Annotated in this window: 14 protein-coding genes; 8 read left to right on the forward strand and 6 right to left on the reverse strand. The window is 62.2% G+C overall.

Annotation, left to right across the window (positions count from 1 at the left end):
• Positions 1-2,208, forward strand: coding sequence for a catalase/peroxidase HPI (gene katG, locus CJ178_RS02085; protein WP_080711756.1), 2,208 nt, complete (start codon positions 1-3; stop codon positions 2,206-2,208).
• Positions 2,209-2,293: 85 nt separating this feature from the next.
• On the opposite strand, the gene CJ178_RS02090 is transcribed toward katG, so the two are convergent.
• Both CJ178_RS02090 and CJ178_RS02095 read right to left on the reverse strand, forming a co-directional pair.
• Entirely contained in the window at positions 2,294-4,099 is a 1,806-nt protein-coding gene (locus tag CJ178_RS02090) for an alkyl/aryl-sulfatase (protein ID WP_095886003.1), read from the reverse strand.
• A 157-nt stretch (positions 4,100-4,256) separates the two neighbouring features.
• Positions 4,257-4,844, reverse strand: a complete 588-nt coding sequence (locus tag CJ178_RS02095) for a helix-turn-helix domain-containing protein (RefSeq protein WP_095886004.1) — start codon at positions 4,842-4,844, stop codon at positions 4,257-4,259.
• Between the two features lie 125 nt (positions 4,845-4,969).
• On the opposite strand from CJ178_RS02095, the gene CJ178_RS02100 reads away from it, so the two are divergent.
• Genes CJ178_RS02100 through CJ178_RS02110 form a run of 3 tightly spaced genes read left to right on the forward strand, consistent with a single transcriptional unit; the run spans position 4,970 to position 9,382 of the window.
• Positions 4,970-6,424: an MFS transporter gene (locus CJ178_RS02100; RefSeq protein WP_095886005.1), complete on the forward strand. Its 1,455-nt coding sequence runs from the start codon at positions 4,970-4,972 to the stop codon at positions 6,422-6,424.
• Positions 6,425-6,467: 43 nt separating this feature from the next.
• On the forward strand, positions 6,468-8,375 hold the full coding sequence (locus CJ178_RS02105; RefSeq protein ID WP_095886006.1) for an alkyl/aryl-sulfatase: 1,908 nt from the start codon (positions 6,468-6,470) through the stop codon (positions 8,373-8,375).
• Between the two features lie 26 nt (positions 8,376-8,401).
• Positions 8,402-9,382: a linear amide C-N hydrolase gene (locus CJ178_RS02110; protein ID WP_095886007.1), complete on the forward strand. Its 981-nt coding sequence runs from the start codon at positions 8,402-8,404 to the stop codon at positions 9,380-9,382.
• Between the two features lie 177 nt (positions 9,383-9,559).
• On the opposite strand, the gene CJ178_RS02115 is transcribed toward CJ178_RS02110, so the two are convergent.
• Positions 9,560-10,957 carry a DUF1254 domain-containing protein gene (locus CJ178_RS02115; RefSeq protein ID WP_218833713.1) on the reverse strand — a complete coding sequence of 466 codons (1,398 nt, stop codon included), beginning with the start codon at positions 10,955-10,957 and terminating at the stop codon, positions 9,560-9,562.
• A gap of 241 nt (positions 10,958-11,198) precedes the next feature.
• Positions 11,199-11,507, reverse strand: a complete 309-nt coding sequence (locus CJ178_RS02120; RefSeq protein WP_033235026.1) for an amphi-Trp domain-containing protein — start codon at positions 11,505-11,507, stop codon at positions 11,199-11,201.
• Between the two features lie 161 nt (positions 11,508-11,668).
• On the opposite strand from CJ178_RS02120, the gene CJ178_RS02125 reads away from it, so the two are divergent.
• Positions 11,669-12,214, forward strand: a complete 546-nt coding sequence (locus CJ178_RS02125; RefSeq protein WP_033234933.1) for an alpha/beta fold hydrolase — start codon at positions 11,669-11,671, stop codon at positions 12,212-12,214.
• 85 nt (positions 12,215-12,299) lie between these two features.
• Here the strand turns inward: CJ178_RS02125 and mtr are convergent, their stop codons facing one another.
• Together mtr and CJ178_RS02135 are read right to left on the reverse strand one after the other, a co-directional pair.
• Positions 12,300-13,676 (reverse strand): mycothione reductase, encoded by a 1,377-nt coding sequence (gene mtr, locus CJ178_RS02130; RefSeq protein WP_095886009.1) that lies wholly within the window; start codon positions 13,674-13,676, stop codon positions 12,300-12,302.
• A complete protein-coding gene (locus CJ178_RS02135; protein WP_095886010.1) occupies positions 13,673-14,704 on the reverse strand; it encodes an alpha/beta hydrolase in 1,032 nt (343 codons plus the stop codon). Before CJ178_RS02135 ends, mtr begins: the two co-directional genes overlap by 4 nt.
• 146 nt (positions 14,705-14,850) lie before the next feature.
• Here CJ178_RS02135 and mqo point away from each other — a divergent pair, with 146 nt between their 5' ends.
• The 3 genes from mqo to CJ178_RS02150 all read left to right on the forward strand — a co-directional run bounded on the left by mqo (position 14,851) and on the right by CJ178_RS02150 (position 19,029).
• A complete protein-coding gene (gene mqo, locus CJ178_RS02140) occupies positions 14,851-16,389 on the forward strand; it encodes a malate dehydrogenase (quinone) (protein WP_072782477.1) in 1,539 nt (512 codons plus the stop codon).
• A gap of 11 nt (positions 16,390-16,400) precedes the next feature.
• The gene (locus CJ178_RS02145) at positions 16,401-16,877 is read left to right on the forward strand and encodes a GNAT family N-acetyltransferase (RefSeq protein ID WP_045067941.1); all 477 of its coding nucleotides are present in this window, start codon (positions 16,401-16,403) and stop codon (positions 16,875-16,877) included.
• 235 nt (positions 16,878-17,112) lie between these two features.
• Positions 17,113-19,029 (forward strand): VWA domain-containing protein, encoded by a 1,917-nt coding sequence (locus tag CJ178_RS02150; protein ID WP_095887789.1) that lies wholly within the window; start codon positions 17,113-17,115, stop codon positions 19,027-19,029.
• Positions 19,030-19,037: the final 8 nt, after the last annotated feature.

The raw sequence follows: 19,037 nt of genomic DNA on the forward strand, positions 1-19,037 counted from the left end.
ATGGCCCCTGAAGGAAAGTCGCAGGGGGGAAGCGAAAGTGAAAATCCCGCGATCTCGGCTCCGACGCCCACGGCGCATCGCCCGATGACAAACCAGGACTGGTGGCCGAACCAGCCAAACCTTTCGGTGTTGCGTGTTCATTCGCCCAAATCCAACCCTCTGGGTTCGGACTTCGATTACGCGGCGGAGTTCGCGAAACTCGACGTCGACGCTCTCAAGCGCGACGTCATCGACTTGATGACAACGTCGCAGGACTGGTGGCCCGCAGACTACGGTCACTACGGTGGGCTGTTCATTCGGATGAGTTGGCACGCCGCGGGTACCTACCGCATCGCGGACGGCCGCGGCGGTGGAGGTCAAGGCGCACAACGGTTTGCGCCGCTGAACAGTTGGCCGGACAACGCAAGCCTCGACAAGGCTCGCCGCTTGCTGTGGCCCGTCAAACAGAAATATGGCAAGCAGATCTCGTGGGCCGACCTTCTGGTTTTTGCCGGCAACTGCGCCTTGGAGTCGATGGGGTTCAAGACCTTTGGCTTCGGGTTCGGTCGCGAGGACATCTGGGAGCCGGAGGAAATGTACTGGGGCCCGGAGGACTCGTGGCTCGGAGACGAGCGGTACAGCGGCGACCGTGAGCTGTCCGGTCCGCTCGGCGCGGTGCAGATGGGTTTGATCTACGTAAACCCGGAGGGGCCGAACGGGCAGCCCGATCCGGTCGCCGCTGCCCGCGATATCCGCGAAACCTTTGCGCGCATGGCGATGAACGACGTCGAGACGGCGGCGCTGATCGCCGGCGGACACACCTTCGGTAAGACTCACGGGGCCGGCCCCGCCGATCTCGTCGGGCCCGAACCCGAAGGCGCTCCGATCGAACAGCAAGGCTTGGGCTGGAAGAGTTCCTTCGGCACTGGCGTGGGGAAGGATGCGATCACCAGCGGCCTCGAGGTCGTGTGGACGAATACGCCGACGCAGTGGGACAACTCGTTCCTGGAAATTCTCTACGGCTACGAGTGGGAACTGACCAAGAGCCCCGCTGACGCGTGGCAGTGGACGCCCAAGGACGGCGCCGGTGCCGGCACGATCCCGGACCCGTTCGATTCGTCGGTGAAGCGTTCTCCGACCATGCTGACCACCGACCTTTCGCTGCGGCTCGATCCCGCATACGAGAAGATCACGCGCCGTTGGCTCGATCACCCGGACGAATTTGCCGAGGAGTTCGCCAAGGCCTGGTACAAGCTGCTGCACCGCGACATGGGACCTGTCACTCGCTATCTCGGTCCGTGGATTCCGGAACCGCAGCTGTGGCAGGATCCTGTTCCCAACGCCGCTGCCCCGGTGATCGGCGATGCGGATATCGCTGCCCTCAAGAGCAAGGTACTGGAGTCCGGGCTGTCGATCTCGCAGTTGGTGTCTACCGCCTGGGCGTCGGCGGCGAGTTTCCGTGGCACCGATATGCGCGGCGGCGCAAACGGAGCCCGGATTCGCCTCGAGCCGCAGAAGAGTTGGGAGGCAAACAGTCCCGCCGAGTTGTCGACGGTATTGAGTGCACTCGAGCAGATCCAGCAGGACTTCAATTCCCAGTCCGGCGGAGCGAAGGTCTCGCTTGCCGATCTGATTGTTCTGGCGGGAACCGCGGCGGTCGAGAAGGCCGCCAAGGACGCCGGCCACGAAGTCTCTGTCTCGTTCACCCCCGGTCGGGCGGACGCGTCGCAGGAACAGACGGACGTGGAGTCCTTTGCGGTTCTCGAACCCCGGGCAGACGGATTCAGGAACTACCTGCGCGGCGGGGAGAAGATTCCGGCCGAAATCCTGCTTGTCGACCGGGCATACATGTTGACGTTGACCCCACCGGAGATGACGGTGCTGGTCGGCGGCCTTCGCGGGCTGAACGCCAACGTCGGGGGTACCGCCCACGGTGTGCTGACCGATCGGCCGCAGGCGTTGACCAACGACTTCTTCGTCAATCTCCTCGACATGGGCACGGAGTGGAAGCCGTCCACGTCGTCGGAGAACGTCTACGAGGGTCGTGACCGGGCCACCGGTGACGTCAAATACTCTGCCACTGCCGTCGATCTTGTCTTCGGATCGAACTCGGAACTGCGTGCTCTCGCAGAGGTGTACGCAAGTGCGGACGCACAGCAGAAGTTCGTGGAGGACTTCGCGAGCGCGTGGACCAAGGTGATGGAACTCGATCGGTTCGACCTCGGCTGATCGCCGCCCTGCTGAATACGTAAGGCCCACCTGGCAATCAATTGCCGGGTGGGCCTTACGCATTCCGTCAGGGAGTCACAATCGGTCAGGGAGTCACAATCGCAAATGCCGGATCGGGACTGTCGAGTAGCCCGAGGAGTCGCTGTATCGTCGCCGGGTCGCCGGAATGCTCGATACCGTCCAGTCCGCCGCCGGCCAGCAACCCGAGCAACTGGGCTTTGGTCAACGTGAGGGTGAGATCGGCGGTTGCCTTGGTCCGCGGGTTGGGTGTCTGTATCAGCGCGCCATTGGAGAGAGTCATGCGGACTTTTGTGTCGAGATCGGTGAAAATCCACTCGATGCAGAGCTTTTCATCCCCGGCGCGGGGCCCGTTGACGCGGATGGCGAGTGTGTCGAAGAGTTGCTCCACCGTCAGTGCCGCTGCCATTCCGGTGCCGAGATCGATGGGTGGTGGGGTGATTTCGCCGCGCAGTTCCTTCGCTCCGGTGAGGTAGAAACCGCGCCAGGTCGGATTTTCGGCGCCGTAGCCGAGCGTGGTGTAGAGATCTGCGAGAGCGTTTTTCGCTTCTGTGTTGTCTGGTTCGGCAAATACAGCGTGCTTGAGCAGTTCGGCCGCGAACCGCGTGTCACCGGCATCGATGTAGCCGCGCGCCTTGTCGAGCACTGCCGGTACGCCACCGATCACGTCGACGTATCGGGCCGCCAACTGCTCCGGCGGGTGCTGCCAGAGTGAGCTGGGATGACCGTCGAACCAGCCCATGTAGCGCTGGTAGATCGCTTTGACGTTGTGACTGACCGATCCGTAGTAACCTCGCACGTGCCAGGCGTCGTCGAGCGACGCGGGGAGTGTGATCGCCTCGGCGATTTCGCTGCCGGTCAGTCCGATGTTGACCATCCGCAACGTCTGATCGTGCAAGTACGCGTACATGTCCCGCTGCTCGGTCAGGAACTGCACGATGTTCTCGGATCCCCATGTGGGCCAATGGTGTGACGCGAATACGACGTCGGAATCCGGCGCGAACAATTCGACAGCCTCGTCGAGGTAATGGGACCAGATGCGTGGGTCACGTACCAGCGCGCCTCGAAGTGTGAGGATGTTGTGCAGGTTGTGCGTGGCGTTTTCGGCGACGCACAATGCGCGGCTGCCCGGAAAGTGGAAGTTCATCTCCGACGGTGCTTCGGTGCCCGGCGTGATCTGGAAGACGATCCGCACTCCGTCGACGGTTTCCTCCTGCCCGGTACGGGTGATGTCGACAGTTGGGGGGATCAGACCCACCGATCCACCGGATGTCTGAATGCCCAGTCCGAGACTGGCTTGGCCCTCTGGTCCGACGTCCAATGTGTAGCCATATTGGTAGTTCGCGCGACGGTTCATTGCCGTTCCCGCATAGACGTTTTCCGATACCGCGTGTTCGAGAAATCCTTCGGGCGCGATGATCGGCACGTCGCCGGCGCCGTCCGGCAGAACTCCCATCACGCCGCCGAAATGGTCTGCGTGTGAATGGGTATAGATCAAGCCGGTGACCGGACGGTCACCGCGGTGCTCGCGGTAGAGCGCAAGACCTGCGGCAGCGCACTCGGCGGAGATCATCGGGTCGATCACGATGACGCCGGTATCGCCCTCGACGATCGTCATATTGGAAATATCGAACCCGCGGATCTGATAGATCCCGTCGGTGACCTCGAAGAGTCCGTTCTTGACGCAGAGCTGCGCCTGACGAAACAGGCTCGGATGAACTGTGTCCGGGCACGGTTCGTCGAGATAGCTGTAGCCGGACAGATCGAAAACAATCCGTCCGTCGGCGTTCTTGATGGTAAGCGGTTCGAGCGTGGCGATGAAGCCCCGCTCGGCGTTGTCGAAATCCGTGCGGTCGGAGTAATCCAGCGCCATATCGATGCAGCTCCCTCGAAGAGTCGATGATCACGTCCTCACATGGTCGAATTCCGCACGGCTCGGCGCATCATCCGCGGCGGGTGAATCGAGTGGCACCGAACGCGACCGAACGCCTCGTGCCGACTCGCCGTCGCAGGCAGATCAGTCGGAGGTCTCACTTTTGTGCGGCAATAGTTTTCGAGTTCGTGCGCACGCGGGCCTTGTCGCCGCTGGGGCCGAACAGGTGCAGGATCTCGACAACCTGGTCATCTGCCGGGCCGAACCAATGGGGCTCCGCGGTGTCGAACTCCGCGACTTCTCCTGGCCGGAGGACAACCTCATGCTCGCCGAGAATCAGGCGTAGGTCGCCGGCGAGAACGTAAAGCCACTCGTATCCGGCATGTGTGACGAGTTTCGGCGGGCGAGGCCCGATCACCTGCTTGAAGACCTGAACCCGGCCCGGGTAGCGCGTCAACGGCACTACAGCGCTCCCATTTCGGCGGCGACTCGGTGTGAGGTGAACTCTGGGGTCCCCGGTGGCGGGCGCCCCAACCAGTTGGTCCAGTGCCACACGGTGGGTTCGGGCAAGAGGCACAAGCAAATCGAGGGTAGGACGACGCTTGCCCGACTCGAGTCGTGACAGTGCGCTGACGGAGATACCGGTGGCGTCGGACAGAGCTTCGAGGGTCATGTCGCGATCGCGACGAAGTGCCCGCAATCTCGGTCCGATAGCGCTGAGCATCTTCTCCAGTTCGGTATCCATGTGCTCATCTTTGCAGTTTCCGCAAATTTCCTACCGAGTTCGCAGGCCCGGTTGCGACGATCCTTTCGACAGGCGACCACGGCACAGCATCAGCACAACAGCATCAGTACAGAGGGAGTCCAACCATGAAACCTTCGAGCGGAATCGACAGACCGCAGGCGATCGGAATGCATGCCCGACGGCGGTGGGGCGTCCTGGCAATCTGCTGCACGAGTTTGTTCGTGGTCGGATTGGACACGACCATCGTCAATGTCGCGCTGCCGACGATCGGGGCAAGTTTCCACGTCGGCATCCGTGGTCTCGAATGGGTCGTCAACGCATACACACTCGTACTGGCGAGCTTGCTGATCTCGTCCGGAGCCCTGGCCGACAGGTTCGGCCGTAGACGCGTTTTCCAGATCGGACTGGTCGTGTTCGGAGTCGCGTCGATAGCGTGCGCACTTGCGCCGTCAGTAGGCGTGCTGATCGCCGCGAGAATTGCACAGGGCGTTGGCGGTTCGATGTTGAGTCCGGTCGCGCTCGCAATCGTGGTCAACGTGATGACCGACCCGAAGGAGCGAGCCAAGGCGATCGGCGTGTGGGCCGCGGTCTTCGGTCTGAGTATGGCCGTCGGGCCGATCGTCGGTGGAGTGCTCATCGAGAGCTTCGGTTGGCGCTCCGTGTTCTGGGTCAACGTCCCGGTGATCGTGATTGTTCTGGTGTTGACTGCTGTGTTCGTGCCGGAATCGCGCGCTCCGCAGGCGAGAAGGCTCGACCTGCCGGGACAAATACTGTTGGTCGCTGTTGTGGGCGGTGCGGTGGGGCTGCTCATCGAGGGCCCACGAATCGGATGGACGTCACCCGGTGCTGTGGTCGGTTACATCGCAGTCGCGCTCGCTCTGGCTTCGTTCATTGCTGTCGAATCGAGGAAAGCCGAACCACTCGTCGACCTTGCACTGTTTCGGCACAGACCGTTTTCTGCGGCGGTTCTCGGCGCAGTTGTGGTGTTCGTGGCATTGAACGCGACGCTGCTGCTCGGCACGCTCTACCTGCAACAAGCGCGTGGCATGACCCCGGCCACCGCGGGCGTCGTCATTCTCCCGATGGCTGTTGCAGCAACCGTGTGCGCACCGTTGTCGGGGATTCTGGTCGGACGCGTCGGGCCGCGGTTACCGCTGCTGATCGCCGGCGGCTTCACCGCGTTGGGTGGCCTGTGTCTCGTATCGCTCGACAACAACACCGGTCTTCCGACTGTGCTTGTCGCCTACCTGTTTCTCGGTATCGGGTTCGGTTTCTCGAATGCCCCCATCACCAGCACTGCTGTCAGCGGACTGCCTCAATCGCAAGCTGGACTCGCTGGTGGAATCACATCCAGTGCAAGACAGTTCGGCGCTGCTCTCGGCGTCGCACTGGCCGGTGGCTTTGTCGCGAACACTGTCGATTCGGACGTCGCGCAGGCGTCACACGCGGGGTGGATGCTCGTTGTCGCGTGCGGGTTGGTGGTTCTTGTCGTCGCGTGTGCATCGGCTCAGCCGACATTGGCTCAGTCAGCATCGGTTCACCCAGCACGGGTGATTCCAACTACCCCGCCCGCCCGATAGAGATGGGGGTGTAACCGATCGTCGTAACCGAACGGGGAGTGCCATGTGCCAGACACCCAAGGACGCAACACCGGCCACTGTGACGGTGAATCGCGAAGCAGTCGAGCGATATGCGATGGAGGACCGGCAAGACTTCGTGGACGCGGATCGTGGCTTGATCGCTCCGCTACCGGGCAATGTGCTCGGCGACGACGGGCATGTGGTCTTCGATCCCGAGGCGATGGAATACATCGGTGACGACGTTCCCGCGCCGGACACCGTCAACCCCAGTCTGTGGCGCCAGAGTCAGGTAATACGCAGAGGTGGGCTCTACCAGGTGACGGATCGCCTCTATCAGGTGCGAAACAACGACCTGGCCAACCTGACGGTCGTAGAAGGTGACGAAGGTCTGATCGTCATCGACTGCATGGCGGGTGTGGAATCGGCCCGTCAAGGCATGAAGATGATTCGCGAGCACGTCAGCGACAAGCCGGTTGCGGCAATTATCTACACGCATACGCACATCGACCACTACGGCGGCGTCAAGGGAATCGTCGATGTCGACGACGTTGCGTCGGGGAAGGTGCCGATCATCGCGCCGGGCACGATTGCCTCGTTCGACAAGTTTGCAATCGGTGAAAATGTTGTTGCCGGCAATGCGATGGCCAGGCGGTCGTTCTATGCCTTCGGTGGACTACTCGACCTCGGTCCGAAGGGCGCAGTCTCCTGCGGAATCGGTGTGCTCAGCACCAAAGGGCCTCGGATCTCGTATATTTCCCCCACCGACGGCATCACCGAAACCGGAACGAAACGCGAAATTGCGGGTCTGGAGTTCGAATTCCTTTATGCGCCGGACACCGAGGCTCCGGAGGAAATGCATATCTGGATCCCCGAACTCGCGGCCTTGACCTGTGCGGAGAACGCCAATCATTCGCTCCACAACATCCAGACCCTGCGGGGTGCGCGTACGCGCGATGCCCGCAACTTCGCTCGGTATCTGGACGAGACTCTCGAACGGTGGGGAGACGACGCGGCTGTTCATTACGGTCCGCACACGTGGCCGGTGTGGGGCAACGAGAACCTGGTTACCTTCATCGAATCCCAAAGAGACACATACAAATACATTCACGACCAGGCGCTGCGTCTGGCGAACAAGGGATACACACCGCTCGAAGCTGCCGAGGTCATCGAGTTACCGGACGAACTCGGCCGCAAGTGGTACAACCGCGGATATCACGGAACACTGCACCACGACGTTCGCGCCGTGTACACCAAGGAACTCGGAATGTGGGACGGCGATCCGGTGTCGCTCCATCCGCATCCACCGGTGGAGTCGTCCAGACGGTTTGTCGATCTCCTTGGTGCACAGAAGATTCTGGACGAGGGCAAGCGGGCTTTCGATGCGGGGGACTACCGCTGGGCAGCTGAGATCCTGCACAAGTTGGTGTTCGCGCAGCCAGAGAACACCGAGGCGAAGAACCTCCAGGCCGACGTCTACGAACAGATGGGGTATCAAGCCGAAGGTCCGCAGTGGCGCGGGATCTACCTGACAGCCGCCCTGGAATTACGTGAAGGCTCGCAACCTCCGCCCTACATCACGGCAAGTGAGGACAGTGTCCTCGCGATGCCCATCGACATCCTGTTCGACTTCGTCGCAGTACATCTCATCGGCGACAAGGCAGCGGACGTCGATCTCCGCATCGATTTCGTGTTCACCGATCACGACGACGAGACATGGACGACGTGGGTGAAGCGCGGCGTTCTCAATGCCAGGCGGGGGGCGGCGTCGAACACGCAGCTGACGGTCTCGGGGCCGAAACCTGCGCTGATCGGCGCACTTCTGCAACCAGGTGCAGCGCTCGAGTTGGCCAGGGCCGGGAAAATCTCGCTCGACGGCGACGATTCGGCTTTGAAGACGCTCGGAGGGTTGTTGGATACCTTCGATCCCACCTTCAATATCGTCACGCCGTAACCCAGAGACGAAGGGAGATTTTCTCGATGTGTACGCGATTGGTTTACCTAGGACCGAACGACACTGTGATCACTGCTCGGTCGATGGACTGGAAGCTCGATCTCGGTACCAATCTGTGGGCATTTCCCCGTGGCATGGAGCGTGAAGGCTGCGCCGGGGCGAATTCGATAACGTGGACGTCGTTGTACGGCAGTGTTGTCGCCTCCGCCTACGACATGTGCACGACAGATGGGGTCAACGACGCAGGACTGTCCGCAAATCTGTTGTGGCTCGTTGAATCCGAGTATCCGGCCTACGACGGATCAACTCCAGGCCTGTCGATTGCTGCGTGGGCGCAGTACGTGTTGGACCGGTGTGGGAGCGTCGCGGAAGCCGTCGAGGTGCTGGCAGCGGAGCCCTTCACCATCGTGACTGCGGCCGTTCCGGGAGAAGACCGCTTGGCAACACTGCACATGTCGCTCTCGGACGCCAGCGGTGACAGCGCCATCATCGAGTACATCGGTGGCCGACAGACAATTCACCACAGTCGTGAGCATCAGGTGATGACAAATTCTCCGATCTTCGACAAACAACTCGCCGTCAACGAGTACTGGAAGCAGATCAACGGAACCGTCATGTTGCCCGGTACCAATCGAGCTGCGGATCGTTTTGCCCGTGCCTCGTTCTACGTCGACGCAGTCCCGAAGACCGACGATCCGAGGGCAGCATTGGCCGCGACCTTCAGTGTCATTCGGAACGTGTCAGTGCCCCTGGGTATTTCGACTCCCGACGAGCCGAATATTTCCTCGACGCGGTGGCGCACCGTTGTCGATCACAAACGCGGACTGTACTTCTTCGAATCGGCCATGACGCCGAACACTTTCTGGGTGGATGTGTCGTCGATCGATCTGAGTGAGGGGTCAACCGTCCGGAAGCTCGAACTCGGGCCGGACGAGAGCACCGTATTTTCGGGGGATTCCACCGATCAGTTCAAACCCGCTGAACCGTTCACTTTTGCCGGGTTGTAGGGGTGGGCGATGCCGCGGTGACGGTACAGCTACCGACCGCTCGCCACTGTTGCCCTGGCCGCGTGGGGGGCTTTCGGTTTGGCATCCTCCCATGGGAGAAATGCTTTTGACCTCCAGACCTGTCACCCGTTCAGGGCGGCGCAGGGCGAACAGCGGGCCGTCGATGCCCAGCTAGTTTCAGCGTTTTGCCGGGGTGAAGTCTCCGGGACGCCAGCTGCCGTCGAATGCTGCGGCTTCGGGTCCGTAGATACGGATGTATGCGAACCATCCGCGACCTGGAACCGTTTCCAGCCAGTTGTCCGCCGCATCGTCTGGTTGGGTCGGACCGAAGTGCAGCGTGATCTCATTGCCAGAGGTCAGAGCCGATGACAGTTCGAACAACGATCTGAGCGCTCCCTTGTTGCCGTCCGTCTGCACTTGCGAACGTGTTTGCGCGTCGTAGATGGTGACGGACCAGAAGAGCTTGCCAGGGACCGGCAGCGGGATAGTGAGTGTGTAGGCGTTGGCGCCGTCCAGGTATGTTCCGGTGCTGTCGCGTGTGGCGAGCCAATACAGCGATCCACTGCCCTCCACGCGCCGGAACATCGCCGGCGACGCGACGATGGCCTGCGCGAACCACCGCTCACGGGCTTCGAGATCGAGACCTGCGGGTGTCTCGAAGTCCGCGTTGTCGGGAACCAATCCCACCCATTCCCACTGCCGATCGGTCCAGGCGGCCTGGTCAGGGCGTGTTCCGGCGAATGCCGTCACCAACATTTGATCACGGCCGATTCGGGCGGCCTTCGTGAGTGCTGCAGCGTCGCGGTCTGTCGGTGCGAACGGGGTTCCTTTCCCGATTCCGAGTCCGTCGAGCAGTCCGTGCATTGGCCGGAACTCCTCTACAAGCGGTTCTTCCTCGAGGATGCCGTGCAGGACTCGCCAGAATTCGAGGTTGTCCTCCCACCGCAGACAGGTGCTGTCGACGGTCTTGGTGCTGGTGTCGATCACATCGAGTAGTTTGTCGGTGCCGAGGCGGTAGATCTTCACTCGGAGGAGTGCGTCCTTGGCTGCATCGAGATCGCCCCCTACCGGGAGGGCTCGTACTGCCACCAGCACTTTGAAGGAATTCGACCGACTGACGTGATGATCTGCCGGTACTTCTCCGGTGTGATCGGGGGGAAGTATGGCGTATGTTCCTCCAGCGCCCTGGTCGGGCCCGGGGATACCCATATCGGTGATCCACCTGTGGTGATGATCGTCGACGAGACCGATGTACGCTCCGGGCGGCAATTCGATGACCATCGGCCCCTCAGTGAGGTCCAAAGCCGCTGCCCCGTAGGGGGTATCGGAGTTAAGTGTGAATCCGACCTGCCGAGGGGTTGTCGCTGCAATTCCCATCGCCTTGTTGTCGTCGAAACCTAGTTCGCGGTTGCCGTTGAAAATCCCCTCAATGGACACTGTCGGGTACCAAAACCGGTAGGCGACGAGTGCGCGCTCCAGATAGGCGTCCTCGTGGGCTTTCTTCGCGGTCGCAGCGGTCGGGTAGCCCCCGGAAAATTCATAGGGTGTCTGAGATGTCGGATGTGCTTGGTCCATGCCACAGATCATCAACCGTCGGTATCGACGACGGCATCACCCGCGTCGGATGATCCCTAGAACTCTGGCAGGCATTGCGTCCGACGCAATGGCAGATCGATTTGCGGTGTAGTCGCGTGAGGGGCGCGCGACTCTATTCGGAGCCGTTACCCGATTCTGTTGTCACACGGAGAGTTACGAAGTGGCGACGGCCGGGACCTCTGAAAGCTCGGCCGGAGCGCACCGATGGAATGTCAACGAATTACTTGGCGGCGCTCTTGCGAGGCCGACCGCGTCGAACTGCCTTAGTCGGAGGCGTGGACTTTGCGGCCGGCTCAGCCGGGGGATCGTCGCGCCAGTGAATCTCGATTTCGATTTCGACTTCGTTGCCGTCTACCTCGATCTCGAGTTCCCACCGAACCTGTTCAGGGACAGCGATTTCAATCGAGTCGCCGCCCGATCCCAGTTCCACTTCCGAGCCGCTGGCGAGCGCTTGCCCGAGCGCGATCAGTCGCTCGGCGACTTCCGCGCGCGAGAGTGCGGACTTACTTTTGATCTCCAATTTGGGCACGATCACTCCTGACCTCGGCGGATTCATTGTTCACGGTAATTGGACCATCGAAAGATTGTGGGAGTTTCGCGCGACCGCTGATTACCGCGCTCCTGTGTGAGTTGTCATTTTCAGTCCGCTGCTCGCCGACCTGGGGATTGGATCGCGTACCGTTGCCTTTCATGGAACTGACTCGAGTAGCGGTGGGCAAGGGGTCGTGCACCGTTCGGATCGACGGACCGGTCAGTAAGCACGCGGTCCTCCTTCTTCCGGGCAAGGGCGACCCTGTCGACGTATACGACAAAGTGTGTGAACGCCTCCACAATTCGGATTTGCGCACGGTAGCGGTCGAATCGATCGAGAATCTCGACGAGAAGACGGCAGTGGTTCTGCTCGACGAGTTGAACATCGCCTGGGTAAACCTGGTGGGACACCGGGAAGGGGCAGACCTTGCGTGGCTATTGGCGGCGCGCCAGTTCGGCCGCTTCGCGAGCTTGATTTCGGTGGATCGTGGACATCCGTCGGCGGCCGACATCGCCGGAGTTCCGCCGGTGGAGGTGCCGACAACCATCGTGGTCGGCAGTGCTGGGCGGGCGATCGCCGACGCCAGTGGACGGTTTGTGTACTCCGATTTCCGGGTGGCTGAAGTGCCTGACGTCGATGACATCGTGAAGTCCGCGCCCGCTGAACTCGCCACGGAGATCGTGTTGCGCACCAGCCCCTGGTAGACCCGAGAACCACCAAGGCGGGCATCCCCGAGGGGGTGCCCGCCTTGCGCGTTCCAGATGTCGAGCGTTTTAGATATGGAGCGTTTTAGATATCGAGTCCGAGCAACGCGTTCTCGACGACCTCGGCCAGGGCCGGGTGGATCCAGTACTGCCCACGGGCCATGTCCTGAGCGGACAGCCCGAAACTCATGGCCTGGATGAGTGGCTGGATAACGGTCGGAGCGTGGGTTCCCATGACGTGAGCGCCCAGGAGTCGGCCCGTGCCGCGCTCCGCGATGACCTTGCAGAGACCTTCCTGATCTTCCATCGCCCAGCCGTAGGCGACGTCGCCGTACGCCTGGACCTTGACGGTGATGTCGAGTCCGGCGTCGCGCGCCTGCTTCTCCGTCATTCCGACATCGGCGATCTGCGGATCGGTGAACACCGCGGCCGGGACAAACCGGTGATCGGTGGCGCGCAGCCCGGAAGTGTCGTTCCACGCGTCCTGGAGCAGGTTGTGCTGCACAACACGCGCCTCGTGGTTGGCGACGTGCTTGAGCTGATAGGGGGAGGAGACGTCGCCGAGTGCAAAGACGCCTTCCGCGGTGGTTCGCTGGTACTCGTCGACGACGATGGAGCCGTTGTTGTCGAGTTCGATGCCGGCCTTGTCGAGGTCCAGGAGATCTCCGTTGGGCTTGCGGCCCACCGCAACGAGCAGAACGTCGCCGGAAACGACTGTGCCATTTGCCAGTTCGACGGCGATGTTCTCACCGTCCGCGCGGACCGACTGCATCGGTGATCCGAGATGCACGTCCCACTTCTTGACGGCGAGTTCGGTGAAACGCTCCGAGATCTCGTCGTCGAGATGACGCAGGAGGCGCCCACTGCGGCCGATGATCGACACGCGAGAACCCAAGGCGGAGAAAACATGTGCAAACTCGGTGGCAATGAAACCCGAGCCGACGATCACGAGGTGCCCGGGGAGTTCCGGCAAGCGCATGATGTCTTCGTTGGTGTAGTACTTCACACCAGACGCGGCGATCTCCTCGGGAATGATCGGGCGTGAACCGGCCGCGATCACAACCTGGTCGGCAGTGATGGTCTCACCCGTGCCGGTGTTGATGGTCTTCGGTCCGGTGAAGGTGGCGTGGCCGCGATAGACGGTGGTGTTGGGGCTGTCCTCGCTGCGGTAACGTTCGCCGCCCGCGGAGATGGGATCGATCCGGCCGAAGACACGCTTGACGATGTCGGACCAGCGGACGCCGTCCAGGGTGGCGTCGACGCCGAATTTCTCGGCATGCGACACCGTGTTCGCGACCTCTGCCGCGTAGACGAACATCTTGGTCGGTATGCATCCGACGTTGAGGCACGTGCCGCCGAAGGTGCCTTCCTCGAGGATGGCGATTTTCTTGCCGTCGAATCGCTCGTCGGGCAACGAATTCCCCGAGCCGCTTCCGATGATGGCAAGGTCGTAATGCGTCACTGCGCGTTCTCCTGTGTGGTGGTGTCTGCGTCTGCGGTCAGATGGCGCTCTAGCCACTCCAGCCACTGATCGAGTTCGGAAAAGGCTGTGGCCAACGGCTTCTGAGTCGAGAGGAAGACGTCGTGGCGCGCGCCGTCGATGGGAACGATCGTAGTCCGATCACCGAGGCAACCTGCCCACCGTGCGATCTGCCTCACATCCAGGACGGAATCTGCCAGGTCGACGCCGGGGTGGTACGCCCTGGCGAACTCCGATTTCTTCGAGCGCAGGATCAGCGCCGGCACACCGATGTCCAGGCCGCGGTGCAGTTGCGCGTGTCCGCTGCGCACGGCACGCATCCACCCGAACGTGACCGGGCAGCCTTCGAGCGGCTTCCAGTCGAGGTTGTAGTCCCACTCGCCGTTGGCGGAGACGTGCAGGCTCGAGCCGTACGTCGGCAAGCCCGTGCCGGGGATGACAGTCTTCGCGGACACCCGTCCCAGTGCGTCGATGGCGGCGGTGCCGACGCTGCGAACCATCGCTGGACCCTGCAGGTCGAACCACGGGCTGTTGAGCACAAGACCCGCGATGCCGTGTCCCGCGCTGCCGCCCGGCTTGCGCTGGAGTCGGTCCAGCCACAGCGGAACGATGAGCCCACCGGTCGAATGCGCCATCAGGAGCAGTTCGCTGCCGTCGGTTTCGGAGTTCACGATGCGCAGGGCCTCGTTGAGTTCGGCGTCGTACAGTGCGAGATCCGACACAAAGTGAGCGGTGTGGCCCGGTTTCAGTGAACGCCCGCACTTGCGCAGATCCAGTGCAAAGAAGGCGTAGCCCTGCTCGGCAAAGTGCTCCGCCAGATGTTTCTGGAAGAAGTAATCGGTGAACCCGTGTACGTACAGAACTGCACGGTTCGCCCGAACTGCCTCGCCAGGCGGCTGATAGCGGACGAGTGTCGCGTCGACCTCACCCTCACCGTCCGGATCGGTTCCGAGAGGAATGGTCAGCTGCTGATATCCGTCTCCGAGGACGTCTGGAACCCATGTAGTCACAGATCACAATCTAATCGTCGTTTCCCGGCGGCGTTGTAGAGCACAATTGGGGGTGGTAAACGGCGCACTTACGCCCAGGTAACCTATTCGGCGTAACACAGCAGGCGGATGCGCGCACGGCTAATGACAAGGAAGTCGATTCTCCAGTGTCGAATCAGAACGCGGTAGAGACGAAGACGGATGTAGTGCTCGTAGGTGCGGGCATCATGAGTGCCACGCTTGGTGCATTGTTGCGCCAGCTGCAGCCGGACTGGTCGATCTCGACCTTCGAGAGGCTCGACGCCGTCGCAGCCGAGAGCAGCGACCCGTGGAACAACGCGGGAACCGGTCACTCCGCGCTCTGTGAGCTCAACTACACCCCCGAGAACTCGGACGGCACGGTCGACATCAAGAAGGCCGTCAACGTCAACGAGCAGTTCCAGGTGTCCCGGCAGTTCTGGGCACACGCTGTCGAGCAGGGCGTGTTGACGCAGCCCAAGGAATTCATCAACCCCATCGCGCACGTGAGCTTCGTTCACGGCGAGGCAAACGCCAAGTACCTGCGTGCCCGCTACGACGCACTTGCCGGCCACCCGCTCTTCCGTGGCATGGAGTACATCGACGATCCGGCCGAGTTCACCAAGCGCCTGCCGCTGATGGCAAAGGGCCGCGACTTCTCGGATCCCATCGCCCTCAACTGGAGCCAGGACGGCACCGACGTCGACTTCGGAGCGCTCACCAAGCAGCTCGTCGGCTACATCGGCAAGACCGGCGGCAACATGTACTTCGGTCACGAGGTCACCAACCTCACCCAGAACTCCGACAAGACGTGGACCGTCAAGGTCACCAACCGTCGCACCGGTGAAAAGCGCGTCGTGCGTTCACGATTCGTGTTCGTCGGAGCCGGTGGCGGCGCTCTGCACCTGCTGCAGAAGTCGGGCATCAAGGAAGCCAAGGGCTTCGGCGGCTTCCCCGTCAGCGGCGCGTTCCTGCGATGCACCAACCCTGAGCTGATCGACCAGCACAGCGCCAAGGTCTACGGCAAAGCTGCCGTCGGCGCTCCGCCCATGTCGGTTCCGCACCTCGACACGCGTGTCATCGGCAACAAGCCAGGCCTGCTGTTCGGACCGTACGCCGGCTGGTCACCCAAGTTCCTCAAGCAGGGTCGCGTCACGGACCTGCCCGGTTCAGTCAAGCCCAACAACATCCTCTCGATGCTCGGCGTCGGCGTCAGCGAACTCGGTCTGGTGAAGTACCTGGTCAGTGAGCTCACCAAGAGCGAAACCGGACGCATCTGGGACCTGCGTGAATTTGCGCCCAAGGCGGAGACCAAGGACTGGGAGCTCATCACCGCAGGCCAGCGTGTTCAGGTGATTCGCCGGGCCAAGGGCAAGGGCGGCGTCCTCGAATTCGGTACCGCCGTGGTGGCTGCCGAAGACGGAAGCATCGCCGGACTGCTCGGTGCCTCACCCGGAGCGTCGACGGCTGTTCCCGCGATGCTCGACGTACTCGAGCGCTGCTTCCCGACCGAATTCCAGGGCTGGAAGGGCAAGCTGCGCGAGATGGTTCCGTCCATCGGCGTCAAGCTCACCGACAACGAAGGACTTTTCAACCAGGTCTGGGATTGGTCCTCGAAGGTGCTCGAGCTCGATTCCTCGGCGTCAACCGATTCTCTTCCGGTCGCGGAGACCGCTGCAACTGTGTGATAGTCGCAACCATGACGGCAACAGCAGCATTGAAGCGTTCATGGGCACTCGACCTCGACAACAAGACTTTCTACGAGTTGTTGAAGCTTCGGGTAGAAGTATTTGTCGTCGAGCAGGCCTGCCCGTACCCCGAGTTGGACGGGCGGGACCTGCTGACGGAAACCCGCCATTTCTGGCTGGAGCAGGACGGCGAGGTGGTGTGCACTCTGCGCCTCCTCGAAGAGCACGACGACGGCACGAAGAGCTTCCGTATCGGTCGACTCTGCACGTCACGTGAAGCACGCGGACAGGGCCATACGACGCGATTGCTGCAAGCTGCGCTGGCCGAAGTGGGCGAAGCGCCGTGCCGCATCAACGCTCAGACCTATCTGGTCGACATGTACAGCAAGCACGGTTTCAAAGCTGACGGCGAAGAATTTATCGAGGACGGTATTCCGCACACCCCGATGCGCCGCGGTGGCGGCGAGGCGTTTGTGCTTGCCAGCTGAAACGCAGTCATACACCCGACCCAGTCGGCTCACGCAATTGTGGGCCGACTAGGGTTTTTTCGATACCGAATGCTCGCGGGGAAGTCCTGTTCGATTCAGGTGCGGTCCCGCCACTGTAAAGATCTCACGAGATCCCAGCCAGATTGCCGCGACGTTCGGATGAAGCCAAGTTCTCGGCGAGGAAACCGAGAGGTGGAGGGATGTCGACGTGCGTGTAGAAGACGATCAGGCAGCGGTGGCGGGTTTCCCGTTCAGCGCGGTAGTAGGCCAGGACCAACTGCGATTGGCGTTGATCCTGTGCGCCGTACACCCCGGAATCGGTGGCGTGCTGGTTCGCGGTGAAAAGGGCACGGCAAAATCCACCGTCGTTCGAGCCTTGACGGCTTTGCTACCGGCTGTCGACGACGCCGGTGTGACGCGTCCGGCCAGGCTGGTCGAACTGCCCGTCGGGGCGACGGAGGACCGCGTGATCGGCTCGATCGACCTCGAGAAGGTATTACGCGACGGTGAGCGCGCCTTCCAGCCCGGACTCCTGGCCGCGGCGCATCAGGGGGTTCTGTACGTCGACGAAGTGAATCTCCTGCACGATCACCTGGTGGACGTTCTTCTCGACGCGGCCGCGATGGGCCGAGTGCATGTCGAGCGGGACGGAATTTCGCACTCGCACGCCGCGAAGTTCGTCCTCGTCGGAACAATGAATCCCGAAGAGGGAGAACTGCGTCCACAGTTGCTGGATCGTTTTGGCCTGGCGGTCGACGTGTCGGCGTCTCGCGACGTGGATGTGCGGATGGAGGTAGTGCGTCGACGCCTCGACTACGAGCGCGATCCACAGGCGTTTGCCCGCAGGTATGCGCCGGCCGATCAGGAACTCGCCGCCGAAATCCTTTCTGCGCGTAACAAACTGGATGGCGTGGAGCTGAGCAACCGCGAACTTCGGCGCATCGCGTCGCTGTGCGCGTCTTTCGACGTGGACGGTATGCGCGCCGATCTTGTTCTCGCCCGTACTGCCACCGCTCATGCTGCGTGGCGTGGCGGCAGCGAGGTCACCGAGGAAGACGTACGAGTCGCAGCGGAACTGACACTGCCGCATCGCCGCCGACGCGATCCCTTCGACGAGCCGGGCCTCGATCAGCAGCAACTCGACGACGCGATGGATCGTGCAGACGATGATGCTCGGGCCGGCGAGCCTGAACCACCAGAGAATCCTGAAGGCGGCGAGCCTGAGGGTGGGGAATCCGACGGCGGCGAACCCGATGACGGGGGCCCTGATGATGACGGCCCCGACGATGATGGGCCGCAAGACGATCCGGACGGTCCGGGCGGGGGAGTTCGCTCGACCGATCGACCGTCTGCCCCACCGCGCAGTGCGTTCAAGGCCAAACTTCTCGAAGTTCCCGGTGTCGGTGAGGGGGCGCCAGGCCGGCGTTCGCGCTCCACGTCGTCGCGTGGACGCGTCGTGCGGTCCACCACCGACCGCGGGCACGGTCTGCACCTGACGAGCACGGTGTTTGCCGCTGCGGAATCGCAGATTGCGCGTGGCCGGACGGTGGGCCGACTGCGGTTGGCGCCGGCCGACCTGCGCGGCGCGATTCGTGAAGGGCGCGAAGGCAATCTGATCGTGTTCGTGGTGGACGCGTCGGGGTCGATGGCGGCGCGCGACCGGCTCTCCGCTGTGACCGGCGCCGTTGTCTCGCTACTCCGCGACGCATACCAGCGCCGCGACAAGGTTGCCGTCATCACCGTCCGGGGCCGCGAAGCCGAACTGGTTCTGCCGCCGACGTCGTCCGTGGACATCGCTGTTCGCCGGTTGCAGTCCATGCGAACAGGTGGCAAATCACCACTCGCAGAAGGCTTCTTGCGTGCCCGTGAGGTGATTCTGCGTGAGCGGCTCAGGGATCCGCAGCGCCGCGCGCTCATGGTTGCGCTGACAGACGGGCGTGCCACCGGCGGCAAGGACGCGCTGCACCGCGCTCGCGTTGCCGCGCACTTGCTGGCCGATGCATCGGTCGCTTCGATCGTCGTGGACTGCGAAACCGGGCTTGTCCGTTTGGGATTGGCCGCCGAATTGGCCCGAGAACTACGAGGTGGATGCGTCCGCCTCGCCGAATTGTCAGCTCAGCAGGTCGCGGGTGTCGTCCGCGCCGCCGCCTAACGTTTTCA

The sequence above is a fragment of the Rhodococcus sp. ACPA4 genome (genome assembly GCF_002300185.1).
Taxonomy (GTDB): Bacteria; Actinomycetota; Actinomycetes; order Mycobacteriales; family Mycobacteriaceae; genus Rhodococcus_F; species Rhodococcus_F globerula.

Excerpts from the sequence above, each read along its gene's own strand:
- CJ178_RS02090 (WP_095886003.1), bottom strand. The coding sequence starts at position 4,099 with ATGGCGCTGGATTACTCCGACCGCACGGATTTCGACAACGCCGAGCGG.
- CJ178_RS02100 (WP_095886005.1), top strand. The coding sequence starts at position 4,970 with ATGAAACCTTCGAGCGGAATCGACAGACCGCAGGCGATCGGAATGCAT.
- CJ178_RS02095 (WP_095886004.1), bottom strand. The coding sequence starts at position 4,844 with ATGGATACCGAACTGGAGAAGATGCTCAGCGCTATCGGACCGAGATTG.
- CJ178_RS02115 (WP_218833713.1), bottom strand. The coding sequence starts at position 10,957 with ATGGACCAAGCACATCCGACATCTCAGACACCCTATGAATTTTCCGGG.
- CJ178_RS02105 (WP_095886006.1), top strand. The coding sequence starts at position 6,468 with ATGTGCCAGACACCCAAGGACGCAACACCGGCCACTGTGACGGTGAAT.
- CJ178_RS02125 (WP_033234933.1), top strand. The coding sequence starts at position 11,669 with ATGGAACTGACTCGAGTAGCGGTGGGCAAGGGGTCGTGCACCGTTCGG.
- CJ178_RS02145 (WP_045067941.1), top strand. The coding sequence starts at position 16,401 with ATGACGGCAACAGCAGCATTGAAGCGTTCATGGGCACTCGACCTCGAC.
- katG (WP_080711756.1), top strand. The coding sequence starts at position 1 with ATGGCCCCTGAAGGAAAGTCGCAGGGGGGAAGCGAAAGTGAAAATCCC.
- CJ178_RS02110 (WP_095886007.1), top strand. The coding sequence starts at position 8,402 with ATGTGTACGCGATTGGTTTACCTAGGACCGAACGACACTGTGATCACT.